This window comes from Serratia sp. TSA_198.1, assembly GCF_052686505.1.
The window spans coordinates 295016-315578 of the sequence record NZ_JBQZFP010000002.1; the positions used below are offsets into that span (position 1 = coordinate 295016).

The following is a 20563-nucleotide window of genomic DNA, read 5'->3' on the forward strand; positions in this document are numbered from 1 at the left end:
ATGGAACCTATTTTTAATCTACCCAAAAAATCGATGATAATCACCTGGCTTTAGTGGGGGGCGAATAAATCAGCTCCGATTAATGCGGGGCGGCTTGCCGCTCCCCGACAGATTCATAGGGTAAAAAAACAGGTGATGTATGCAACTGCAAAACAAGTCTTTCGTTGAACGTATCGTCCATGCCGTCGGTTTTGAAGCCATTGCCGTGATGATTTGCGCCCCGTTGGGTGCCTGGCTGCTCAACCGTTCTATGGTACAGATCGGTGCGTTGGCGGTGATGTTGTCGACCGTCGCCATGGTGTGGAACATGATTTATAACACGGTGTTTGACCGCCTGTGGCCGGTGGGCCGCGTGGTGCGCAATCTCAAGGTACGGGGGTTTCACGCCCTGGGCTTTGAGGCCGGGTTTGTCCTGATAGGCGTGCCGATTGCCGCCTGGATGCTGAATATTTCCTTCGCGCAGGCCTTTATGCTGGAGATCGGTTTCTTCCTGTTCTTCCTGCCGTACACCATGATCTATAACTGGGTGTACGACACGCTGCGTCAACGCTGGTTCGAAGCGCGTCAACCGGCCAGTTCCGGCGTGAAATAACGTATCGTCATCGCTGCGATTCTCCGGTAGTGTCGGAGAGATACGGTAACGAGGCGGAGAAAAAACGATGAAAGTGTTGGGTTTGTTGGGCGGTATGAGCTGGGAATCAACCCTCCCTTATTACCGCATGATCAATGAACAGGTGAAGGGGCGTCTTGGCGGCCTGCATTCGGCCAAGATCGTCCTCTACAGCGTCGATTTTCACGAGATTGAACGCCTGCAGCATCAGGGGGATTGGGACGGCGCGGGGCACCTGCTGGCCGCAGCAGCCGTGTCGTTACGAGCCGCAGGTGCGGAGGCCATCGTCATCTGCACCAACACCATGCACAAAGTGGCGGACGCGGTTGAACAGGCCAGCGGCCTACCCCTGATTCACATCGCCGACGCCACGGCGTTGCAGGTGCGGCAACAGGGGATCCGTCGCATCGGGCTGCTCGGCACGCGTTTTACCATGGAGCAGGATTTTTATCGCGGGCGGTTGCAAGAGCGGCACGGCATCGAGGTGGTTACGCCCACGGCGGCCGATCGCGATATCGTGCATCGCATTATTTATGAAGAGCTGTGTCTGGGGACGATCCGCGACGCGTCGCGCGATGAGTATCGCCGCATTATCGCTGATCTGGAACAGCAGGGCGCGCAGGGCATTATTTTCGGCTGTACCGAGATTGGCCTGCTGGTCAGCGCGCAGGATGCTTCGGTGCCGGTGTTCGACACTACCGCTATCCATGCGCGCGCCGCCGCGGAATACGCGCTGGCCTAATCGTCGTGCGGCGGTTGGCGTTTGCCTACCAACATCAAGGGTTTGCCCGCCAGCACCAGCCAGGCGGGCAGCATCACAATGCACAGCACCGGCAGCAGGTGCAGCTCCGGCACCACCGCGACGGCCATAAACAGGCTGAGCCAGCCGTCACGCGTGACCACCAGCACCAGCCCCATAATGGCGCAGGAGACGGTGATGGCCGCCGGCACCGCCGGGACGTGCTGATGCAGCATCAGGCCCAGCGCCACGCCGACGAACACCGCCGGGAAGATACGCCCGCCGCGAAAACCGCTGGCGGCGGCAATCACCAACGCCGCCAGCTTGGTCAGGGTAATCAGCAGTAGTTCCGTGACCGAGAAGTTCTCCCCGGCAGCCAGCCGCTTCATTTCGTCCAACCCTTTAAATAGCGTGATCTCCCCGCCGATCAGCGCCAGTACACCGAGCGCAAAGCCGCCCAGGCCCAGCATCAGCACCGGGTTTTTCAGCGAATGGAACAGGCGATGGAGATGGGGGAAGCTCCACAGCGCTACCATACCCAGCGCGATGGCGATCAGGGCGACGATGGAGCCACTGAAAATATCCGTCAGCCGGGTGGCGGCATAGGCGTCAATTTGCAGCGCGAAGTTCGGTGTGAAAAACAGCTGAGTGGTCACCGCGCCGGCCGCTGCCGCCATCAGCGGGGCAAACAACCGATCCCACAGCGGCACGTCGTTATTGCCGGCCAGCGTTTGCGAAAAGATCAGCGCGGCGGCAACCGGGGTGCCAAACAGCGCGCCGATGGTGCCGGCGGCGGCGAGAATAATCCAGTCCATGCGCGGCACTCTCGGCAACAGCCGCGAACCTACAGCGACCACCAACGCAATATTGATGGCAGTGATGGGGTTTTCCGGCCCCAGGCTCACGCCGCCCGCCAGACCAATGATTAACGCCAGCCCGAGGCCGGGCACGGCAGAAAGCGGCAACGGCATGCCGATCAGCGATTCGGTAGCCGGATCCGGTCCTGCGTGGCCGGGCATATAACGGATAATCAGCCCGACGGCGATACCGGCCAGCGTCAGGATGCTGAGCAGCCACCAGGGCGAGTGGGTATCGATATTCAAGGCTGCGGGTATGTTCACCCAAAGCAGCCGTTGCAGCGCGTCGGCGAATTTCATCACCAGAATAAGCACCAGGCTTGAGGCTGAACCGATAACGAGAGCGGGCAGGGCGAAAGCCAACATGGTATTGGCGCGCGGGTGCAGCATGCAAGGATCCCTTGTCAATGGCCCCCTGTGCGGCAGGGAGAATGGGTGATTGGGTTGTGCCCTGGCTTGCCAGACAAAAAGGGACGTCGGCACGTAAAGCAATAGCCGACAGGCAAAGGGCGCAGGTTGATTAATAGTGCCTCTCTGTTATGACGCTTAACAGCCGCCACGGCACGTTTTTTTGCCGCAATTTGTTTCAAACAGCGGCATAACCGCCAAGCTGAAACGTTTTTTGTGATCTGGATCGCTAATGGATGGCAGCGCGAAGGATGGTGATTGTTGTTTTTGCGGCGGGATTTTACAGTGTGGGCAGCTTTCTATTATTCATTTTGCGGAGAAGATACTGATGACCTATGCCCTCGTAGGTGATGTTGGCGGGACGAATGCCCGCCTGGCGTTGTGCACTGTGGCGACGGGTGAAATTACCCAGGCAAAAACCTATTCCGGCCTGGAGTTTGACAGCCTGGAGGCGGTGATCCGCCAATATCTGAAGGAGCAGGATATTCAGGTGCAGGACGCCTGCATCGCGATTGCCTGCCCGGTCACCGAAGATTGGGTGGCGATGACCAACCACACCTGGGCGTTCTCGATCAAAGAGATGCAAGCCAACCTGGGGCTTAACCATCTGGAAGTGATCAACGACTTTACCGCCGTCTCGATGGCGATCCCGATGTTGACGCCAGACGATGTGTTGCAGTTCGGCGGCGGCAGCGCGCAGAAAGACAAGCCGATTGCGGTGTACGGCGCCGGCACCGGCCTGGGGGTGGCGCACCTGGTGCACGTTAACCGCCGCTGGGTGAGCCTGCCGGGGGAAGGCGGCCACGTTGATTTTGCGCCGAACAGCGAAGAGGAAGATAGCATTCTGGAGGTGCTGCGGGCAGAAGTGGGGCACGTCTCCGCCGAGCGCGTGCTGTCCGGCCCGGGATTGGTCAATCTCTACCGCGCTATCGTCAAGTCCGATCAACGCCTGCCGGAAAAGCTAGAGCCAAAGGACATCACCGAGCGCGCGCTGGCCGACAGCTGCATTGATTGCCGCCGTGCCTTGTCGCTGTTCTGCGTTATTTTAGGACGCTTTGGCGGCAACCTGGCGTTGAATCTCGGCACTTTCGGCGGCGTTTACATCGCCGGCGGCATAGTGCCGCGCTTTATGGAGTTCTTCAAGGCATCCGGTTTCCGCGCGGCGTTTGAAGATAAAGGGCGTTTCAAGGATTACGTGCATGATATCCCGGTCTTTATGATCACCCATGCGCAACCGGGCTTGTTGGGCGCGGGCGCCCATCTGCGCCAGACGTTGGGTATGCATTTGTAATCTGCATCAGCGATAAAAAAGGGGCGCAACCCAATGGGTTGCGCCCCTTTTTGCTATTTAAAAATCAGGCTTTGACCAAGTCTGCCGGCTCGCGGCTCTCTTCTTCCTGCTCCACCGCTTTTGGCGCCTTGATGAACAGGGTAATCAGCAGGGAAGCGATGGACAGTACGCCAATGACCATGAAAGTGGCATGGAAACCGCCGAAGTATTTGGCGACGAACGAGCCGGCCAGCGCGCCCAGACCGAAGCCCTGATAAATGATGCCGTAGTTTTTGCTGTGGTTTTTCAGGCCGAAGAAGTCGCCGACAATCGCCGGGAACACGGTGATGTTGCCACCGAAGCAGAAGGCGACGGCGCCGACGCAGATAAAGAACAGCGTATGGTTCAGGGTGAGGAAGCTCAACGATACAATCGCCAGCACGGTAACCAGCATGGTGAAGCTGATGACGCGCATGCGGCCTACTTTATCCGACAGCGTACCCAGAATGATGCGGCCTGCGGTGTTGAAAATCGCTACGGCGGAAACGGTGTTGGCGGCAGTGGCTAAATCCATCCCGGCCAGCTGTACGCCCATGTCCTTCACGATGCCAATCAGGTACAGGCCACTCATGCAGGCGGCGAAGAAAATGATGAACAACAGGTAAGCCTCTTTGGTCGCCAGCATCTGGCGCACGCTGAAGTCGTTACCCAAAGTACCGGCCTTTTGCTGTGCGGACTGGCTGGCGAGCACCGGCTCTTTCAACAGCAAAGAACCCAGCACAATCAACGCCATCACAATCGCGCCCCAGTAGAAGAAGGCGGCGGACACGCCGACGTCGGCAATCAGCGCGGCGTTAACGTATTTGAACAGCAGGCTGCCGCTGCCAAATGCACCGACGGAGATACCGGAGATCAGCCCTTTATTGGCCGGGAACCACTTGATCAGGTTGGACAGGGTGGAGATGTAGGCGATACCCACCGCGAACCCAACCACGACGCCGGCCAACAGATAGATCATATCCAATGAACTGACGTGGGCGCTGGCGATCAGGCCCAGGCCAACCAGGATACCGGAGCACAGCGTCAGGTTGCGGATGCCGAAGCGTTCCTGCAGCTTGCCGGCGAACAGCGTGGCGAAGGCCAGAAAGAAGCTGGTGATGGAGAAGGTGGTGGCGACGTCACCGAGGCCCCAATGGAATTTGTCGACCAGCGGCTGATTGAACAGGCTCCAGGTATAGATAGTGCCGAGCCCCATCTGGCAGATGATGGTGCCCAGAACGATTAAGCTGCGATTTGCCGGTTTGGTGTTCATGGCCGGTCTCCTTCTCTGTGTGTGCGTTGCCGGGCGGTCAGCCGTTGGCGGAAATTTGCGGAGAACCTCAGAGGCCCCGCGGTATGGGCATAGTATAAGGCTGGTAATACCACTCGACGGCAGATCGGGAATGAGTTGCACGGAGGAAGGAATGAAATGCATCTGGTGGCGCATGAGTTGCCGTTTTAGCGGTTAAAAGGGGATGAAATGCCGCTGGCGCCACGTGATCTACATCAAAGATAGCCACGATTTATTGTCGGCCAGGTGCCCAGGATTGTGCTCAAATTGTGAAGGAAACGTCTGGAATGGGTAAATGGGCATTATTCCTATAGAGCGGCGATAGCGGGGGGCCTATGTTATCGGTGAACGGACAGGTTCCGCTCTGCAGGAGTCACGAGATGAAAAAAACACTGTTGTTGTTGGCCGCGCTGCTGTCGTTGCCGTTGGTCAGCCAGGCGGACGTATCCATTGGCGTGAACGTGCCGGGTATTTCATTGCACATTGGCGACCGCGACGATCGCGGCCATTACTGGGACGGCGACCGCTGGCGCGATCCGCGCTGGTGGTCTGAACACCGCGTTTATGAGCGCCCACGCGAGTATTACTACGGGCCGCCGCCACGCGTGATCTATTACGAGGAGCCGCGACACGAATGGCGCGATCGCCCGCATTATCGTCGCATGCCGCCACCCCCGCCGCCGGGGTATTACTACGGCCCCGGGCCGCGCTGGTAACGCAGGCGGTTATAAACGCATTAATTTGCGGAACTCTTTCACCTTGCTGCGGCTGACCGGCACTTCAAACTCCAGGTCGCTCAGCCGCAGAATATAGGTGTTGTTGAACCAGGGTACGATCTCGCGGATTTTCGACAGATTGACGCAGTAAGACCGGTGGCAGCGGAAGAAATGCTCCTCCGGCAGGCGGCCGTAAAACTCGGTGAGGTTCATCGACATCACAAACTCTTCGCGGCGGGTATAGACCCGCGTCACTTTTTCATCGGCAGCGGCATAATAGATGTCGTTGATATCGGTGACGATAATCCTCTCGTCTTTGATCAGGTTAATGCTGTGGCTGCTGCGGTTTGGCGCGCTGGCTTGTTCCGGGGCGTTAGCGGGCCGGTTATGCAGCGCCTCCAGTTTTTGCAACATGGTGACGATACGCGCTTCGTGATAGGGCTTGAGGATATAGTCAAAGGCTTCGATTTCGAACGCTTCCACCGCATGTTCTTTATAGGCGGTGATGAAAATAATCGAAGGCCGGTGTGCGAACTTGCTGATGTTCTGCGCCAGCAGCACGCCGTCCAGCGACGGAATGTTGATATCGAGAAAAATGGCGTCGACCTGATGATTCTGCAGGTATTTCAGCACGTCCAGCCCGTCTTCGAAGGTGGCTTCGATAACGATGTTGCTGTGTTTTTTGATCAGGTAACTGAGCTCCTCCTGGGCGAGGAATTCGTCTTCAACGATAATGGCTTTCATGATGGCTCCCCGGCCGGCAGTGCGCTGTTTTCCATCTGCAGTTTGCCGCCGTTTTTGCTGATGTAAAAGGCAATTTCGGTGCCCGGCTCCAGCCGACGGATGCGCAACCCTTCGCCATACAACAGCGACACCCGGTGATGCACGTTCAGCAGACCGATATTGTGGCCCGGCATTTCATTGCGCGCCACCCGGTCGATGACCTCCTGATTGATGCCGTTACCGGTGTCTTTTACCGAAATCTTGACCCGAGCGCCCTGATCCTTCACCGCAATCACTACCACACCTTTGCCTTTGCACGGCTGAATGCCGTGTACGATGGCGTTTTCTACCAGCGGTTGGATCAGCAGGCTGGGGATACGCACCGAGATATCGTCGTCGATGTCGTAAATTACCGTCAGTTTGGCACCAAATCGCGCCTGTTCGATGGCGATGTAATCCTGGATTTGGTGCAACTCCTTGCGGATATCGATCAGTTCGTCGTTCAGCTCCAGGTTATAGCGCAGGTAACGTGACAGGTTGATAATCAGCTGGCGCGCGGTGTCCGGATTGATGCGGATCGACGAAGAAATGGCGTTCAGGGCATTGAACAGGAAGTGCGGGTTGATCTTGCTCTGCAGCGCGCGCATTTCGGCTTTGTCCGCCATCTGGCGCAGGTGCTCAATGCGCGAGACTTCCATTTGGGTGGAGATAATCTGCGACAGGCCCACCGCCATGACCTTTAGCGTATTGGTGATCTGATGGGCATGGCAGTAGTAAATTTTCAGTGCACCGGTCACTTCGCCTTTTTCCCACAGCGGGATCACCAACTGCGAGTGAATTTGCGGCGTGGCCGGGTTTTCCAGATTGTTTTTGATGATGATCTTGCCGTGGCGGATGCTTTCACGGGTCACGCGGCTCAACCCTTCGCGGCCAATCGGATAAGCCTCTTCCCCCACGCCGACGTAGGCCATCACCTGGTGAGTATCGGTGATCGCCACCGCGTCGGCCTTGATGTCCTGGCGGATGATGTCGCAGATGGTCGCCAGGGTTTCGCTGTTGATATTGCGAAAGTAGGGCAGGGTTTTACGGGCAATATCCAGTGCCAGCTTGGCCTGCCGGGCGGCGATCACCTCTTTTTCGTCTTCCACGCTTTGCACCAGCAGCACGATCAGGCCGATGCATACCGTGCCGAGGATCATCGGCAGCGCAATCTTGGAGACGATATCCAACCCCAACTCGGTCGGCTTGGCCCACAGGACGATCAGCAGCATGGTCAGGGATTCGCACAGCATGCCGCCGAGGATCCCGGCGCGCCAGCGTTGCTCTTTTTTCACTTTAAGATTGATATAACCGGCGCTGATGCCGGCAATGATGCTGGTGATCAGGCAGGGAACGGAGGTGATGCCATCGATATCAATCAGGTAGCGGTGCACCCCGGCGATGATGCCGGTGATGATACCCACCCAGGGGCCGAACAGGATGCCGCCGGCCATAATGGCAATGACCCGCACGTTGACCAGCGAACCTTCGACGTTGATGCCGGAATAGGTACTGAACAGCGCGAACAGCGAGAAGATCGCCGTGACCATGCCCAGCTCAAGCGGCGTGTGGTCCTCTTTTTGCAGCAGTTGGCGGAACAACCGGGTACGGGTGAGGAAGAACAGGCAGATTAACATCAGTGCGGCGCGATCAAACACCGCTAACAGCATTTCAAAAAAAGGGTGCACGACGGGCTCTCGCTGCGGCGGACAGATGCGCAGGAGTATATCACAGCACAGTGGCCCCGTGGCGGCCGGGCGGCGCACCACGGGGCTCCGGGTTATTTAATGCCGAGCTGTTCCTTGCCGAGTGGTGTCAGCAGATCGACAGTGGCGCGGCCGTTGAAATCCACTTCGAAATCGTCGGGCGCAAAATCCGGCGGCGTTTTACCGGCGATAAAACTGGGCAGTTGGCGTTGCAGATAGGCATCGTTTTTCTCGCAGCCCGGCGCGGCGGCGATGTACATCACGTTGCTGTCGAACTCGCCGTTATGCTCGTTTTCCACCGCGTGAATCACATCACAGTGCCAGAACACCGTGTCGCCCGGTTCTAAATCGGGAATAGGGGAAATCCCACTGATTAAAAGGGGATGCCATTTTTCCGAGATTGACAGCGCGCGCCCTGGGGCGGCATCGCACAAATCGTCTTCGGCGACGTCATCTTGCAATGCGCGCAACAGAACGTAGGCCATGGCGTTGGCTATCGGCACCAGATTCAGCGTGCCGGCATTGGTGCGTTGCGGCGTCAGCGCCGTCCAACCCTGGAAGGTGCGGAACATTGAGCAGACGGCCGGCGAAGCGATTTCGCGCACTTCGGTGCGGCCATCGGCGGCGAACGGATCGTAAGCTTGCCAGTCGCCGGAGAACACGTGGCGGTAGACATAGCGGAAATTTTCATCCAGCCAACGTTCAATAGTGCCGCTGTCCACGTGCGGCGACAGGCCCAGAGAAGACGAGTTCGGCGGGCGACGGCGGGTGCGATCGGCATAGGTGGCGACCCGAGTCGGGTCAAAATGCTGTTTGCCGTTGCTTTCGGTTTCCCACAGGCTGTTGAGAAATACCTGTACGGCGTGCATGCGGGCGTCCTGACGGGCTTCCACCTGCGGTTTTGACCAGTAAATGCCGTAGATTTGCGGTTTGCCGGCGGCCAGTTTGCCGAAATAGTTGTCTTCGGCGGCATTTTTCAGGCGTTCGACAAAGTTGTTGCGCTCAAGATAGCTGCCGATTTCCCGGTTCCAGGCTTCGGCCTTGCTGCGGGGGAACACGCCGCGGATGGCGCAGGCGCCGCGCTGTTTGATCAAGGTTTTTTGCCGCTCGCTGACCCGCTGCTGCAAAATATCCTCCGCATCGATTTGCGGCACCGGGTTTTGGCCGGCGGCCAACTCCTGGCGGATTTGTTCGACCTGTTGGCGAATGTGGTCTTCCAGCGCCAGGAACACCTCGCGGTAGTTGGGCAGAGCCTGACGCAGTTGCTGTTTTACGGTTTTAATGGCGGTGGGGATGTCGTCAATCAGTAATGAAGCCATGGTGTTCTCCTCACGCTGCCTGTGGGCAACGATGGACGGTTGTAGAGGACTGAGTAAGACGTTATGGTTTTGTTGTTTTGACGTTAACGATTATCTGGATTTAATAGAGGAAAATAAAGGGATGTCTTTCATTCGTAACTTCCTTGTTTTCGTTTTTCGGAGATTTGTGCAATGAAATTGGTCACTGAGCGTTTGACCCTGCAGTCGATAACCCCCGACGATTGGCCACTGTTTCTGCGTCTGTATCAGGACCCTGACGTGATTCGCTATATCGCCGACCCGCTGACTGAAGCGGAAATACGCGCGCGCTTTGAGACGCGGTTGCCGGCCTGGGACAAGCATGGGGAACAATGGCTGTGCCTGGTGATGCGCGAAAAGGCGAGTGGCGAGGCGGTGGGCGTCACGGGTTTTCGGCCGATGTGGCTGCCTTGCCAACAGGCGGAAGTGGGATACGGCATTTTGCCGTCCGGACACGGCAAGGGCTATGGCAAGGAGTCGCTGCGGGCGGTGCTGGATTTTGGCTTCCATGCCTGCGGCTTCCACAAGCTGACGGCTACCGTCACCGCGGGCAATACCGCTTCGCGCCGGCTGCTGGAGTCGTGCGGTTTTCAGCTGGAAGGCACATTGCGCGATAATTTCCGCCTGGCAGGGCAGTGGCACGCGGACTGGATGTTCGGGCTGTTGGCGGCGGAGTTTCAGGCGGAAAAATAAAAATATCGCGGCGGGTATCGACAATCCCGTCGCCGCTGCGATATGTTCAATATCCGACCACAAGCTGGTCAGCGTCGCTCGGACGGTCCGGGCGCTAACGTCTCTTCGAGGAATCTATGGCTGATAACAGTCCACAACGCCGTTTTACGCGTATTGAACGTCTTCCCCCTTACGTATTCAACATCACCGCCGAACTGAAGATGGCTGCTCGCCGTCGCGGCGAAGATATTATCGATTTCAGCATGGGTAACCCGGACGGCCCGACGCCGCCGCACATTGTGGAAAAACTCTGTGCCGTTGCGCAGCGTGACGATACCCACGGCTACTCTACCTCGCGCGGCATCCCGCGTTTGCGCCGCGCCATTTCACGCTGGTACGCCGATCGCTACCAGGTGGAGATTGACCCCGAAAGCGAAGCCATTGTCACCATAGGTTCGAAAGAAGGGCTGGCGCACCTGATGCTGGCGACGCTCGATCACGGCGACACCGTGCTGGTGCCGAACCCAAGCTATCCCATCCATATTTACGGTGCGGTGATTGCCGGCGCGCAGGTGCGTTCAGTACCGCTGGTGGACGGCGTGGATTTCTTTGGTGAGCTGGAGCGCGCCATCCGTGAAACCATCCCGCGGCCGAAAATGATGATCCTCGGCTTCCCTTCGAACCCGACCGCCCAATGCGTTGAGTTGGATTTCTTCGAACGGGTGGTGGCGCTGGCCAAACAGTACAACGTGCTGGTGATCCACGATCTGGCCTATGCCGACATCGTGTATGACGGCTGGAAAGCGCCGTCGATTATGCAGGTGCCGGGCGCCAAGGACATCGCGGTGGAGTTTTTCACCCTGTCGAAAAGCTACAACATGGCGGGTTGGCGCATCGGCTTTATGGTCGGTAATGCGGAGCTGGTCAGCGCGCTGGCGCGCATCAAGAGCTATCACGATTACGGCACCTTCACGCCGTTGCAGGTGGCGGCCATCGCCGCGCTGGAAGGCGATCAGCAGTGCGTGCGCGATATCGCAGAGCAGTACCGCCAACGCCGCAATGTGTTGGTGAAAGGGTTGCACGAAGCCGGCTGGATGGTCGATAACCCGAAAGCGGCGATGTACGTATGGGCCAAAATACCTGAGCCTTATGCGCATCTCGGTTCGCTGGAATTCGCCAAACGCCTGTTGGCGGAAGCCAAGGTCTGCGTATCGCCGGGCATTGGTTTTGGCGACTACGGCGACACCCACGTGCGTTTCGCGCTGATAGAAAATCAGGACCGCATTCGTCAGGCGGTACGCGGCATCAAAGCCATGTTCCGTGCCGACGGGCTGATCAAACCGGCCAAGAGCACTGCCCCCGCCGCAAAATAATCGCTTCAGGCCGGCACATTCGCGCCGGCCTTTTTTCTCAACGCTAAGGTTTTCTTCATCATTTCCCCACTATGCTCGATTAATCTTTTTTTAATTAATCGGGAAGAGTGTATGGGCAACCGCTACGCGAGATCGCAAATTATTTTACACTGGCTGACGCTGCTGATGGTGATCCTGACCTATGCGGCGATGCTGTTGAAGGATTCGGTGCCGGATGATATGGCTCCACTGGTGAAAAGTCTGCATTTTAACTTTGGCCTGGCGGTATTTTTGCTGATGTTTATCCGGTTGGGGCTGCGTCATCGTTATGACGCGCCGGCCACCACGCCACCGCTGGAAGAATGGCAAGAGTGGGGGGCCAAAATTTTCCACGTGCTGCTCTATGTGCTGTTTCTGGCGTTGCCGGTGCTGGGAGTACTGACGCTGGCCTACGGGGGAAAGGAGTGGGTGTTGCTGGGCTGGCAGGTGCCGCAATTTGTCACGCCGGACCCGGCGCTGCGCCGCATTATCAAGAGCACGCATGAAACGCTCGCCAATACCGGCTACTTTATCATCGGCGGTCACGCGCTGGCGGCGCTGTATCACCATTATCTGCGCAAGGATGACACCTTGCGCCGCATGATGCCGGGCAAATAACCGCATTCAGAAACAACAAAGGGGCGCTTCTGCGCCCCTTTATCTATGTTCCCGGTCATGCTGAGGGTTATGCAACCATCAGCATAAAGGTGCCAATCCACGCTACCAGCATGAACGAAACGCCCATAACAAAATATTTCATTGAACAACTCCCATCTGGAGTTTCTCGCAAGCCAATGATCCCGATTGTTGTGCTGAGTATTTTGTGGATAACCTGCGGTTTATTGGCGGGTTCTTCAATCAGGAAGAACAACGTCCTTGACCACGGGTTACCCGGTTGTCGTGCTTCAAAGTCCGTGAGGTAAAACATGAACCACGACAGGATCGGCGCTAATGTACTCCCAATGCCAGCCTGATTACAATACTGTGTTTTTGATCACACTTTTTGGCTATTTTTTACCCAGCCTTGACTGTTTTTAAACGATTTTTATTTCTGAAAATGATATTCAGTTTTACTGTAGCAGAGTGATATCCTGCGGCAGGTGATTCTGAAGAGAATGATTTAACATGTTGATATTAAAAAAAATATATCCAATTTTAGCGTTGATTCTGTTATTTCCACCCTTACCGTCATTTGGCAGCAGTGCGTTATGGCGAGTGGTGAATAATCTATGTGTTTTTAATTATCAAAGGCTTGGCACCGCTTTCCCTTGTGAAAGAATTTATCTTGAAGACGGGCGAGCGAAAGGGTATGCGATAGTTCGCGATCCGGAAACTCGTTATCACTATTTGCTGGTGCCGACATTGAAATTGAAAGGTGTTGAAAGCCCTGAACTGCTATCACCTTCGTTGCCGGATTATTTTTCGCTTGCCTGGCAGAACCGTGATGTATTGGATAGCGTTAATGGCAAACCGCTACCGCGTAATGCATTTGCTTTGACGATTAATTCTCAGAGAGGGCGTACTCAAGGGCAGTTACACATTCATATCGCTTGTCTTAAGCCACATATTCGTCTCAGTATCGACAGGCAGCTTCCTCACATAGGTAACGATTGGACAGCGTTGCCTGAAAATCTGGTTGGGCAGCATTACGTAGGAAAACGCATCAGGCAGGACAATTTGGAGGGCGTTTATCCCTTTGTGCAAATTGGCCGCCAATTAGCCAAAAGCAGCGTTGAAATGAAAAACTTTGGTGTGGCGGTTGTGCCGGTGACGTTCGAGGATAAACAACAAGGTTTTGTTCTATTGGCAGATGAAGCCGGACGAGTAAAAAATAACACTGGGCATACGGAAAACATGCTTGATTTTACTTGTAAAGGTTTTGTTAACTAGCATTCCAAATGAACGTCGTGGTGGCCTGGAAAGGCCACCACGCTTAAAAAACTCTCGCTTTGTGGCATCAGTTCACGTACTGCGCCGTTTGAGCTTACTCAATGGCAGTAGTAATTCCGATAGCAATAACAGTCAAAAACAGCGCACAGGATAGCATCATGGCTATCCAAATCTCACGACGACTCCACTGCATTTTACGACCTTTACTGATGTGATTATTGTCCGGTAACAATCACATCGGCCAGCGGCAGAAAAAGTTTAGTTTTATTTAATCCGACAGGATTGCGTTGTTGCCACCGTGGCGCGCACCTCATATCCCAGCAGGTAAAGAGCCTGTTCCAGCGCTTCCACTTTTGAGGCATAGGCAACGTCCAGCAGACGATCCATTTGGCCGCCGTTAAAGCCCAGTTTGCGCGCCAGATCGGCTTTGGACGTGGCGCCGGCCAGCATGATGTTATGCAGCTCGAGCTTAAGTTTCACCAGCACCGGGACGTGGATCTCCAGGTCTTCCGGCTGGGCGCGGGATGGGGGCGGCACCGGGCGGCCTTCTTCCATTTCCGTGGCGATGGCGATCAGCAGGCTTTCCTGCGCTTCCAGTTCGATATCTTCACGTTTATAGCAGGCGGCCTGCTGTTCAGGAAAATCGCGAAAATGAATCTGCCAGGCGTCGCTTTCGTTATCAAAGGCGTAATGGGCGGGGTAGTGGCAAGACATGATATTTCCTGTGCGGTGCGTGGAGTATGCGGCATTGTGACCGCTTGGCCTGCAGATAGCCAGTACCGGGTTTCGCTAGCCGGCCGGCTCGGGCTTGCCTGCCCGGCGGGCAGAAGGCAGCACCAGTGCGCACAGGACGCCAATCAGGCTGATGACGATCAGCCAGCGTTCAACCGGGCCGGGGTGGTAGTTATTCACCACGCTGAGCGCATACAGCGCTAACGCCAGCGGCCAGCCGGGCGTGCCGACGTCATTGAGCCGGTATGCGGTGCGGGCGACAAACCACAGCGTCAGGCCGATCCAACACAGCGACCACAGAATGATGCACAGCAGGTAGAGGAATACCGAAAAAAACGCGGCGATGTCGCTGTGCGCGTAGGCGCGGAACAGGTTTTTATCCAGATAGGGGGACAGGAATGACAGTAATGTCAGGCCGGTGGCGAAAATAGCCAGGGAGAAAACATAGTTTTTACGCGTAATGCGGCGTTTAAAGACGTTTCTAGCGATCTGTCCGAGGGAGTCCAAAGTAACATTCCGTTGTAGCAAGTAGCTCTGGCCGGGTCGTCAGCCAAGGGGGGCGTATTTTAGTGGCATTCGACAGTGAGTCAATATGATAATTTTTCTCATTTAGTTAAGGTTTAGGCTCCTGCCTTCTTACCCTAAGTGGTTTCGGTTTTCTGGGTGATGTATCACGATTTCTGAATTTTTAGCTACCCGCCCGGCCATGAGCGGCATAATCCAGTTTGTTCGCACCGGACAATGGATTAACATAACGCTCACTTATCACTGGCCTGGCTTATATGGATATCCGATGCGTCATTTAGTTGCTCTTCTCCCTCTGCTTACCTTACTTACAGCCTGTAGCAGCGGGCCGAAGCCTACCCCAGCAGCTCCTCAGGCTAACGCCGTAAAAGGCGGTTTCCTGCTGACGCCGGCGCATAGCGGCCAGCCGTTGGGCGGTGATTTTGCCAATAATCCAAACACTGCCCGCTTTATCGATAAAATGGTGCAGGAACACGGATTCGATCGTCAGCAATTGCATGACGTGCTGGCCCAGGCAAAACGGCTGGATTCGGTGCTGCGGTTGATGGATCGTCAGGCGCCGACCCCCACCACTCAGGCGCCGTCCGTGCCGAACGGATCCTGGCTGCGCTATCGCAACAAGTTCATCACGCCGGATAACGTGCAAAACGGCGTGCAGTTCTGGAATCAGTATCAGGAAGCCCTGCAGCGCGCCCAGCAGGTATACGGCGTGCCGCCGGAGATCATTGTCGGCATTATCGGCGTTGAAACCCGCTGGGGCCGTGTGATGGGGAAAACCCGCATTATCGATGCCTTGTCCACGCTGGCCTTCGACTATCCGCGCCGCGCCGATTACTTTGCCGGCGAGCTGGAAACCTTCCTGTTGATGTCGCGCGCCGAAGGGGATGACCCGCTGGATCTGCGCGGCTCCTTTGCCGGCGCCATGGGCTATGGCCAGTTTATGCCTTCTTCGTTCAAGAGCTACGCGGTTGATTTTAACGGTGACGGCCACATCAACCTGTGGGATCCGGTGGATGCGATCGGCAGCGTCGCCAACTACTTTAAAGAACATGGCTGGATCAGCGGCGAGGCCGTGGCGGTACCGGCCAGCGGCCAGGCGCCGGGGCTGGATAATGGCTTTAAAACTCGCTACTCGCTTGACACCCTCGCGGCAGCCGGGCTGACCCCGCAAGGCTCGCTCGGCACTGAGCAGGAAGCCAGCCTGCTGCGGCTGGATATGGGCACCAGCTACCAATATTGGTACGGGTTGCCGAACTTCTACGCCATTACCCGTTACAACCACAGCACCCATTACGCCATGGCGGTGTGGCAGTTGGGCGAAGCGGTGGGGCGCTCGGCGCGCGGCGGGTTCTGATGCGCGGATAACAATGAAAAAGGCCGTGAAAACGGCCTTTTTTACGTCTATACCAATCAGAAATCGTAGCGCAAGCGCACCAACGTCATATCACCGAGGTTATCGGTACTTGAAGTCAGCACGTGTTCCACATCGACTCGGAAACCGTAATCAAACTGCACCGTAACGCCCAGGCCGTTATCGATACGCTGATAGTTGCGGCCGCTTACGTACTCCAGACGATCGCCCATAAAGTAAGGCATTACGGATTTCACCGCATATTGGCCCACCGGCACGGTGTAACCGGCCAGATACTCGATACCCCAGGCGTCGCCGGCGAAGTAGTTGTCAACGTCGGCTTTTTTGGTGGTCAGGAAGTTGTTGTACCAACCGCCGCCAAAGGTCAGGGTCCAGCTGTCCGGCTTCCAGCTCAGCGCGGTGCCCACAATGTTCTGATCGTAGTCTTTCGAGCCGCTGGTAGAAGGGTTACGCATCTCGGCGCGGGTATAGTTCCACGCGGTGCCCCAGGTCAGATCCGGCGTCAGGTGGTAATCCACGCCCAGCGAACCGCCGCCTTTACGCTTGTAGCGCAGGCCATTGCCCGGCAGATAGTCGTTATCGCTGAACAGGTAAGAGACGTAAACATCCGCATCGCCAAAGGTATTTTTGTACTTCAGCATTTTGCGCGAGCGGTAAGAGCCGTCGTAGTCGCCGTTGATGCCGTTGCCCGGTGCCTGGGCCAGCATGTCGTAATCCCAGATATCGGTTTTGGCGCCCACCACGTCGTAATACACGCTGTTTTGCTGACCAAAGGTCAGTTGACCCCAGGTTTTGCTTTTCAGGCCGGTGTACAACATGCGGCGGCTGGTGTTATTGGCGCCGTCGGCATAGTGGTGATCCCAGTCGAACAGGGCAGGGATATTCACCCCCAGCTCGTAGTAGCTGATCCAACTGATGTCGTCGAACAGATAGTAGTCCGCGGCAAAGCGGAAACGGGTGCCGCCGTCGAAGCCGTTGCGTTTATAGGAGCCTTTATCGCCATCGCCGGTCATGTTGTTGAACTGCGGGCGGATGCTGCCGCCGACGGTAAAGTTGAGGCGGCTCAGCGGATCGCCCGCCTGAGGATCCTGCTTGAGAAGGGTGATTTCAGCCTGGGCAGCGAAAGAGGCGGTGCCTATCACCAGCCCTAAAGCGACCGCTTGAGTCAATGTGCGCAATGTGAAAGTCATGTGTTTTTATCCCTGTTATTGATTGCCAACATCACCGACGCACCGGCATCGGTGATTTGCTCAGGTTTTTTCTGAGCGTTTTCATTGTTTTTTGGCGTGGTTGAAGCGAAGCGCATATGTAACACGATGTGCGTCACAAAAAGTTACTTTTCTTGCTAATTATTTTATTGGGTATTAATCGTTGGCGGGAGAGGGCGGCGTAGCCTGACGTGGGGTTATGCTCAATGTAGTGGCTAAGCCATGACAACAATATTCGGATGAACTCAGCTAACGCATAGCCTTATATTTTTCACTTGTCAGTGAATGGCGGATACCGTGTAATTTAATCGACATGAGAGCATTAAATAAGCCGACGGGTAGAGGAATTAATTTTGCCGATATCGGTTAGACGGATTGCATTAATAAGGAGTCTGGAGATGACTATGAAAGCTTTTTTGGCGTTATTTATTGGTTTGTTTTCATTGCCGTTGATGGCGGCGGAGTCGCACGTGTGCCAGTCTCAAGCTTATGATTATGCTAGTATTGGCAAGCTCAGGCTGAGTGACGACACGGTATTTACCTGCCGTGATGTTGGCCGTGTCACTATTCCTGATTTGGCGAAACGGGGTTGGAAGGTTATTCATGTGGCGCAACAAACTGAATATACCGGCGACACCGATAGCGATAATGAAGTCATTAAGATGTACCAGGAAATAGTGGTTTATAAAGAGTAGTCTTTTAGATATTCCTGCGATTTTATTCTCTATCACCGCTCTTATTCGCGGCGAGGGATCATTGTATTTTGAGCAGAGCGGTTTGCGGGAGGTATGATGATTTCCAGAAACAACATAGACAGCAAAGCGGCTACCGCCATGACGCTGATATGCGCCATATGGGGGCTGCAACAGGTCGCGATCAAGGCGGCCGAGCCGGATATCTCCGCCGTACTGCAAATCGCCGTCAGGTCAGGCATAGCCGCTTTGGCGGTCTACCTTTTGGCGCGTTACAAAAGGGAAAGATTCGTATTCGATCGCCCCACGCTGTTGGCCGGTTTGGGCGTTGGCTTATTGTTCGCGTTAGAGTTCTTTTTCGTCTCTGAAGGTTTACGTTATACCAGCGCGTCGCATATGGCGGTCTTCTTGTACACCGCTCCCTTATTCTCCGCCATAGGGCTGCATTTTTTTATCCGGCACGAGCGCTTGTCGGCCGTGCAGTGGGCCGGTATTACTCTGGCCTTTGGCGGCGTGGTGCTCGCCATCTCGGCGATGGGCGACAGCTCGGGCGGTGAGGCGCAGCTCCGTGGCGATATTTATGGTCTGTTGGCAGGCATGTCCTGGGGCGGCTCGACGATAGTCATTCGCACCACGCGCCTGGCGAACTGTTCGTCCAAACAGACGCTGTTGTTCCAGCTTACAGGGGCCTGTCTGCTGTTATCTCTGCTGGCGATGACGATGGAGAACCTTCATTTCAACCTGAGTTCTGTGGCCTGGACCAGCCTGATATTCCAAACGATTATCGTCTCTTTTCTCAGCTATCTGATTTGGTTTTCTCTGCTGCGTAATTATCAGGCCTCTTCGTTGGGCATTCTGACCTTTATGACCCCCATTTTTGGCATTTTAGCCGGCGTGGTGATTTTGGGTGAGCCGCTGCAAATTGAATTTGTACTGGGTTCTGTACTGATCGTCTTCGGGCTTATTGTCGTAAGCTGTTCTTATTTATTTTATGTCAATAGAGGAGTTGCACCAAAAATATAATCCATGGATGTTAATGTTCATAACTACCAAATAAGCTGTGAAAGCCAATTCACCCTCACCGTACAAATATCCAGGTATGCCTGGGGGTATCCTTTGATAACGCTCTACGATAATGGTGATTTTTCCGTGGTGAAAAGCACCAGACGGATGCGGTTATCCAACCAGATGCCGGTTGAAGTCATCACCTTTGCTAATAACTATGCTGTGGCCTGGGATAATAGCCGCAAGCATATTTATTATTCAAAGGCTGGAAGGTTATATAACTGCGCGCTGGATTTCTCTTATACTCCAAAGAAATGGCGCTGATTTTAAGAAAACCTGCCAATGCCTCCGGCCATCAGGCCAGAGGAGCTATCTTCATCAACCACTCTTTGAAAGCGAGGATCTTCGGCCACTGGCGTTCGGAGATGGTCGACATAAAATAGCAGTGTTCGCAAGGCAAGGTCATGTTGCTGAACGGGATAATCAGTTCGCCGCTTTTGATCCAGTCTTGCACCAGATTAAGCCGCCCCATGGCGACGCCGAGGTGTTTGGTCGCCGCCAGCACGGCCAGATCCGAGCGATCGAACTCCATGCTTTTGCTTGCTGTATCCAGCGCCAAATCAAAATGTTGCGACCAGGTCAACCATTCGTCTTCGCCGGAGTTGTACCTGTCATGCAGCAGCGTGCAGCCTGCCAGGTTTTCCGGTGCGTCGTAGAGGTTATGTGCCTTGGCGTACTGCGGAGTACAGATCGGGACTATAGATTCCTGCATAAAAGCTTCGTCTATTTGTTTCCCGGACGGCAGCTTGCCAAAGTACATGGCTAAATCAACGCCCCGATTGGCCAGGCTGATGATCTCCTGCCCGGTGACTATGCTCAAATGAATGGTGGGGTGCTGGGCAATAAAATCGCCGATCCGCGGTATCAGCAAGCACTGCACGATGGAAGGGTGCGAATAAATAGTCAGGTTGCCCGTCAACTCACGATTTTTAATATCAAGAATTTCCTGATTCAGCGTATCGAAGGAGCGGCTTAATGCCCATTGCATGCGCTCGCCTTCCGGTGTTAGCGTAATTCTGCGATGGAAGCGTTGAAATAAAAGAAAACCCAACTCTTTTTCCAACAGATTAATTCTGTGGCTCACGGCGCTGGGTGTAATAGACAGTTCTTCCGCCGCCAGTGAAAAGGATAAGTTGCGGGCGACGCATTCAAAAGTATGCAGGCGTGAAAATTGATAGCTGGTCAGCGGGCTTGCGCGTTGAAAATATTTTTTGTCGGGGAACATGTCATGCCTCCATGCTTATAATTAAACAATTTTAGCATTTAATTTTACGGGGCTGA

The 20563-nt window shown here is 55.2% G+C and carries 22 protein-coding genes; 12 read left to right on the forward strand and 10 right to left on the reverse strand.

Annotated elements, in window-relative coordinates; translation table 11 throughout:
- Positions 1 to 139 precede the first annotated feature (139 nt).
- Together ACUTSW_RS12770 and ACUTSW_RS12775 are read left to right on the forward strand one after the other, a co-directional pair.
- Positions 140 to 592 carry a multidrug/biocide efflux PACE transporter gene (locus ACUTSW_RS12770; protein WP_062868164.1) on the forward strand — a complete coding sequence of 151 codons (453 nt, stop codon included), beginning with the start codon at positions 140 to 142 and terminating at the stop codon, positions 590 to 592.
- A 67-nt stretch (positions 593 to 659) separates the two neighbouring features.
- A complete protein-coding gene (locus ACUTSW_RS12775) occupies positions 660 to 1352 on the forward strand; it encodes an aspartate/glutamate racemase family protein (protein ID WP_241921891.1) in 693 nt (230 codons plus the stop codon).
- Here the strand turns inward: ACUTSW_RS12775 and ACUTSW_RS12780 are convergent.
- Complete coding sequence (locus ACUTSW_RS12780; protein ID WP_013813973.1) at positions 1349 to 2596, reverse strand: ion channel protein; 1248 nt, start codon at positions 2594 to 2596, stop codon at positions 1349 to 1351. The genes ACUTSW_RS12775 and ACUTSW_RS12780 overlap by 4 nt on opposite strands.
- Before the next feature lie 343 nt (positions 2597 to 2939).
- Here ACUTSW_RS12780 and glk point away from each other — a divergent pair, with 343 nt between their 5' ends.
- Entirely contained in the window at positions 2940 to 3905 is a 966-nt protein-coding gene (gene glk, locus ACUTSW_RS12785) for a glucokinase (RefSeq protein WP_303621171.1), read from the forward strand.
- Between the two features lie 64 nt (positions 3906 to 3969).
- Here the strand turns inward: glk and ACUTSW_RS12790 are convergent, their stop codons facing one another.
- Positions 3970 to 5196: an L-lactate MFS transporter gene (locus ACUTSW_RS12790; RefSeq protein WP_063201345.1), complete on the reverse strand. Its 1227-nt coding sequence runs from the start codon at positions 5194 to 5196 to the stop codon at positions 3970 to 3972.
- Positions 5197 to 5594: 398 nt separating this feature from the next.
- Here ACUTSW_RS12790 and ACUTSW_RS12795 point away from each other — a divergent pair, with 398 nt between their 5' ends.
- Positions 5595 to 5930, forward strand: coding sequence for a DUF2502 domain-containing protein (locus ACUTSW_RS12795; protein WP_004947571.1), 336 nt, complete (start codon positions 5595 to 5597; stop codon positions 5928 to 5930).
- Positions 5931 to 5939: 9 nt separating this feature from the next.
- On the opposite strand, the gene ACUTSW_RS12800 is transcribed toward ACUTSW_RS12795, so the two are convergent.
- The 3 genes from ACUTSW_RS12800 to ACUTSW_RS12810 all read right to left on the reverse strand — a co-directional run bounded on the left by ACUTSW_RS12800 (position 5940) and on the right by ACUTSW_RS12810 (position 9717).
- Positions 5940 to 6674: a LytR/AlgR family response regulator transcription factor gene (locus ACUTSW_RS12800; RefSeq protein WP_445584581.1), complete on the reverse strand. Its 735-nt coding sequence runs from the start codon at positions 6672 to 6674 to the stop codon at positions 5940 to 5942.
- Positions 6671 to 8362 carry a sensor histidine kinase gene (locus ACUTSW_RS12805; RefSeq protein ID WP_004947566.1) on the reverse strand — a complete coding sequence of 564 codons (1692 nt, stop codon included), beginning with the start codon at positions 8360 to 8362 and terminating at the stop codon, positions 6671 to 6673. Before ACUTSW_RS12805 ends, ACUTSW_RS12800 begins: the two co-directional genes overlap by 4 nt.
- A 110-nt stretch (positions 8363 to 8472) precedes the next feature.
- Positions 8473 to 9717: a DUF1479 domain-containing protein gene (locus tag ACUTSW_RS12810; protein ID WP_062868159.1), complete on the reverse strand. Its 1245-nt coding sequence runs from the start codon at positions 9715 to 9717 to the stop codon at positions 8473 to 8475.
- 171 nt (positions 9718 to 9888) lie between these two features.
- Between ACUTSW_RS12810 and ACUTSW_RS12815 the strand changes: the two genes are divergently transcribed.
- The 3 genes from ACUTSW_RS12815 (at position 9889) to ACUTSW_RS12825 (ending at position 12416) form a co-directional block, all read left to right on the forward strand.
- A complete protein-coding gene (locus ACUTSW_RS12815) occupies positions 9889 to 10428 on the forward strand; it encodes a GNAT family N-acetyltransferase (RefSeq protein WP_445584582.1) in 540 nt (179 codons plus the stop codon).
- 116 nt (positions 10429 to 10544) lie between these two features.
- A complete protein-coding gene (gene alaC, locus ACUTSW_RS12820; RefSeq protein ID WP_445584583.1) occupies positions 10545 to 11780 on the forward strand; it encodes an alanine transaminase in 1236 nt (411 codons plus the stop codon).
- Positions 11781 to 11891: 111 nt separating this feature from the next.
- The gene (locus ACUTSW_RS12825) at positions 11892 to 12416 is read left to right on the forward strand and encodes a cytochrome b (RefSeq protein ID WP_445584584.1); all 525 of its coding nucleotides are present in this window, start codon (positions 11892 to 11894) and stop codon (positions 12414 to 12416) included.
- Between the two features lie 67 nt (positions 12417 to 12483).
- Here ACUTSW_RS12825 and ypdK read toward each other — a convergent pair whose 3' ends face one another.
- On the reverse strand, positions 12484 to 12558 hold the full coding sequence (ypdK, locus tag ACUTSW_RS12830; RefSeq protein WP_086012885.1) for a membrane protein YpdK: 75 nt from the start codon (positions 12556 to 12558) through the stop codon (positions 12484 to 12486).
- Positions 12559 to 12923: 365 nt separating this feature from the next.
- Between ypdK and ACUTSW_RS12835 the strand changes: the two genes are divergently transcribed.
- Positions 12924 to 13688 (forward strand): CDP-diacylglycerol diphosphatase, encoded by a 765-nt coding sequence (locus tag ACUTSW_RS12835; protein ID WP_434460980.1) that lies wholly within the window; start codon positions 12924 to 12926, stop codon positions 13686 to 13688.
- Positions 13689 to 13952: 264 nt separating this feature from the next.
- On the opposite strand, the gene ACUTSW_RS12840 is transcribed toward ACUTSW_RS12835, so the two are convergent.
- Both ACUTSW_RS12840 and ACUTSW_RS12845 read right to left on the reverse strand, forming a co-directional pair.
- Positions 13953 to 14402 (reverse strand): antitoxin HicB, encoded by a 450-nt coding sequence (locus ACUTSW_RS12840; protein ID WP_006326998.1) that lies wholly within the window; start codon positions 14400 to 14402, stop codon positions 13953 to 13955.
- A 75-nt stretch (positions 14403 to 14477) separates the two neighbouring features.
- Positions 14478 to 14927, reverse strand: a complete 450-nt coding sequence (locus ACUTSW_RS12845; RefSeq protein WP_445584585.1) for a DUF805 domain-containing protein — start codon at positions 14925 to 14927, stop codon at positions 14478 to 14480.
- Between the two features lie 286 nt (positions 14928 to 15213).
- Here ACUTSW_RS12845 and mltB point away from each other — a divergent pair, with 286 nt between their 5' ends.
- Positions 15214 to 16299, forward strand: a complete 1086-nt coding sequence (gene mltB, locus ACUTSW_RS12850; protein ID WP_064799070.1) for a lytic murein transglycosylase B — start codon at positions 15214 to 15216, stop codon at positions 16297 to 16299.
- Positions 16300 to 16355: 56 nt separating this feature from the next.
- Here mltB and ACUTSW_RS12855 read toward each other — a convergent pair whose 3' ends face one another.
- Positions 16356 to 17507 carry a porin gene (locus ACUTSW_RS12855; protein WP_445584586.1) on the reverse strand — a complete coding sequence of 384 codons (1152 nt, stop codon included), beginning with the start codon at positions 17505 to 17507 and terminating at the stop codon, positions 16356 to 16358.
- A gap of 422 nt (positions 17508 to 17929) precedes the next feature.
- Here ACUTSW_RS12855 and ACUTSW_RS12860 point away from each other — a divergent pair, with 422 nt between their 5' ends.
- From ACUTSW_RS12860 to ACUTSW_RS12870, 3 genes are all read left to right on the forward strand, one after another.
- Entirely contained in the window at positions 17930 to 18220 is a 291-nt protein-coding gene (locus tag ACUTSW_RS12860) for a hypothetical protein (RefSeq protein ID WP_062869705.1), read from the forward strand.
- 96 nt (positions 18221 to 18316) lie between these two features.
- Positions 18317 to 19240 (forward strand): DMT family transporter, encoded by a 924-nt coding sequence (locus ACUTSW_RS12865; protein ID WP_445584751.1) that lies wholly within the window; start codon positions 18317 to 18319, stop codon positions 19238 to 19240.
- Positions 19241 to 19243: 3 nt separating this feature from the next.
- Positions 19244 to 19546 carry a hypothetical protein gene (locus ACUTSW_RS12870; RefSeq protein WP_166728610.1) on the forward strand — a complete coding sequence of 101 codons (303 nt, stop codon included), beginning with the start codon at positions 19244 to 19246 and terminating at the stop codon, positions 19544 to 19546.
- A 31-nt stretch (positions 19547 to 19577) separates the two neighbouring features.
- Here ACUTSW_RS12870 and dsdC read toward each other — a convergent pair whose 3' ends face one another.
- The gene (gene dsdC, locus ACUTSW_RS12875) at positions 19578 to 20507 is read right to left on the reverse strand and encodes a DNA-binding transcriptional regulator DsdC (protein WP_445584587.1); all 930 of its coding nucleotides are present in this window, start codon (positions 20505 to 20507) and stop codon (positions 19578 to 19580) included.
- Positions 20508 to 20563 lie beyond the last annotated feature (56 nt).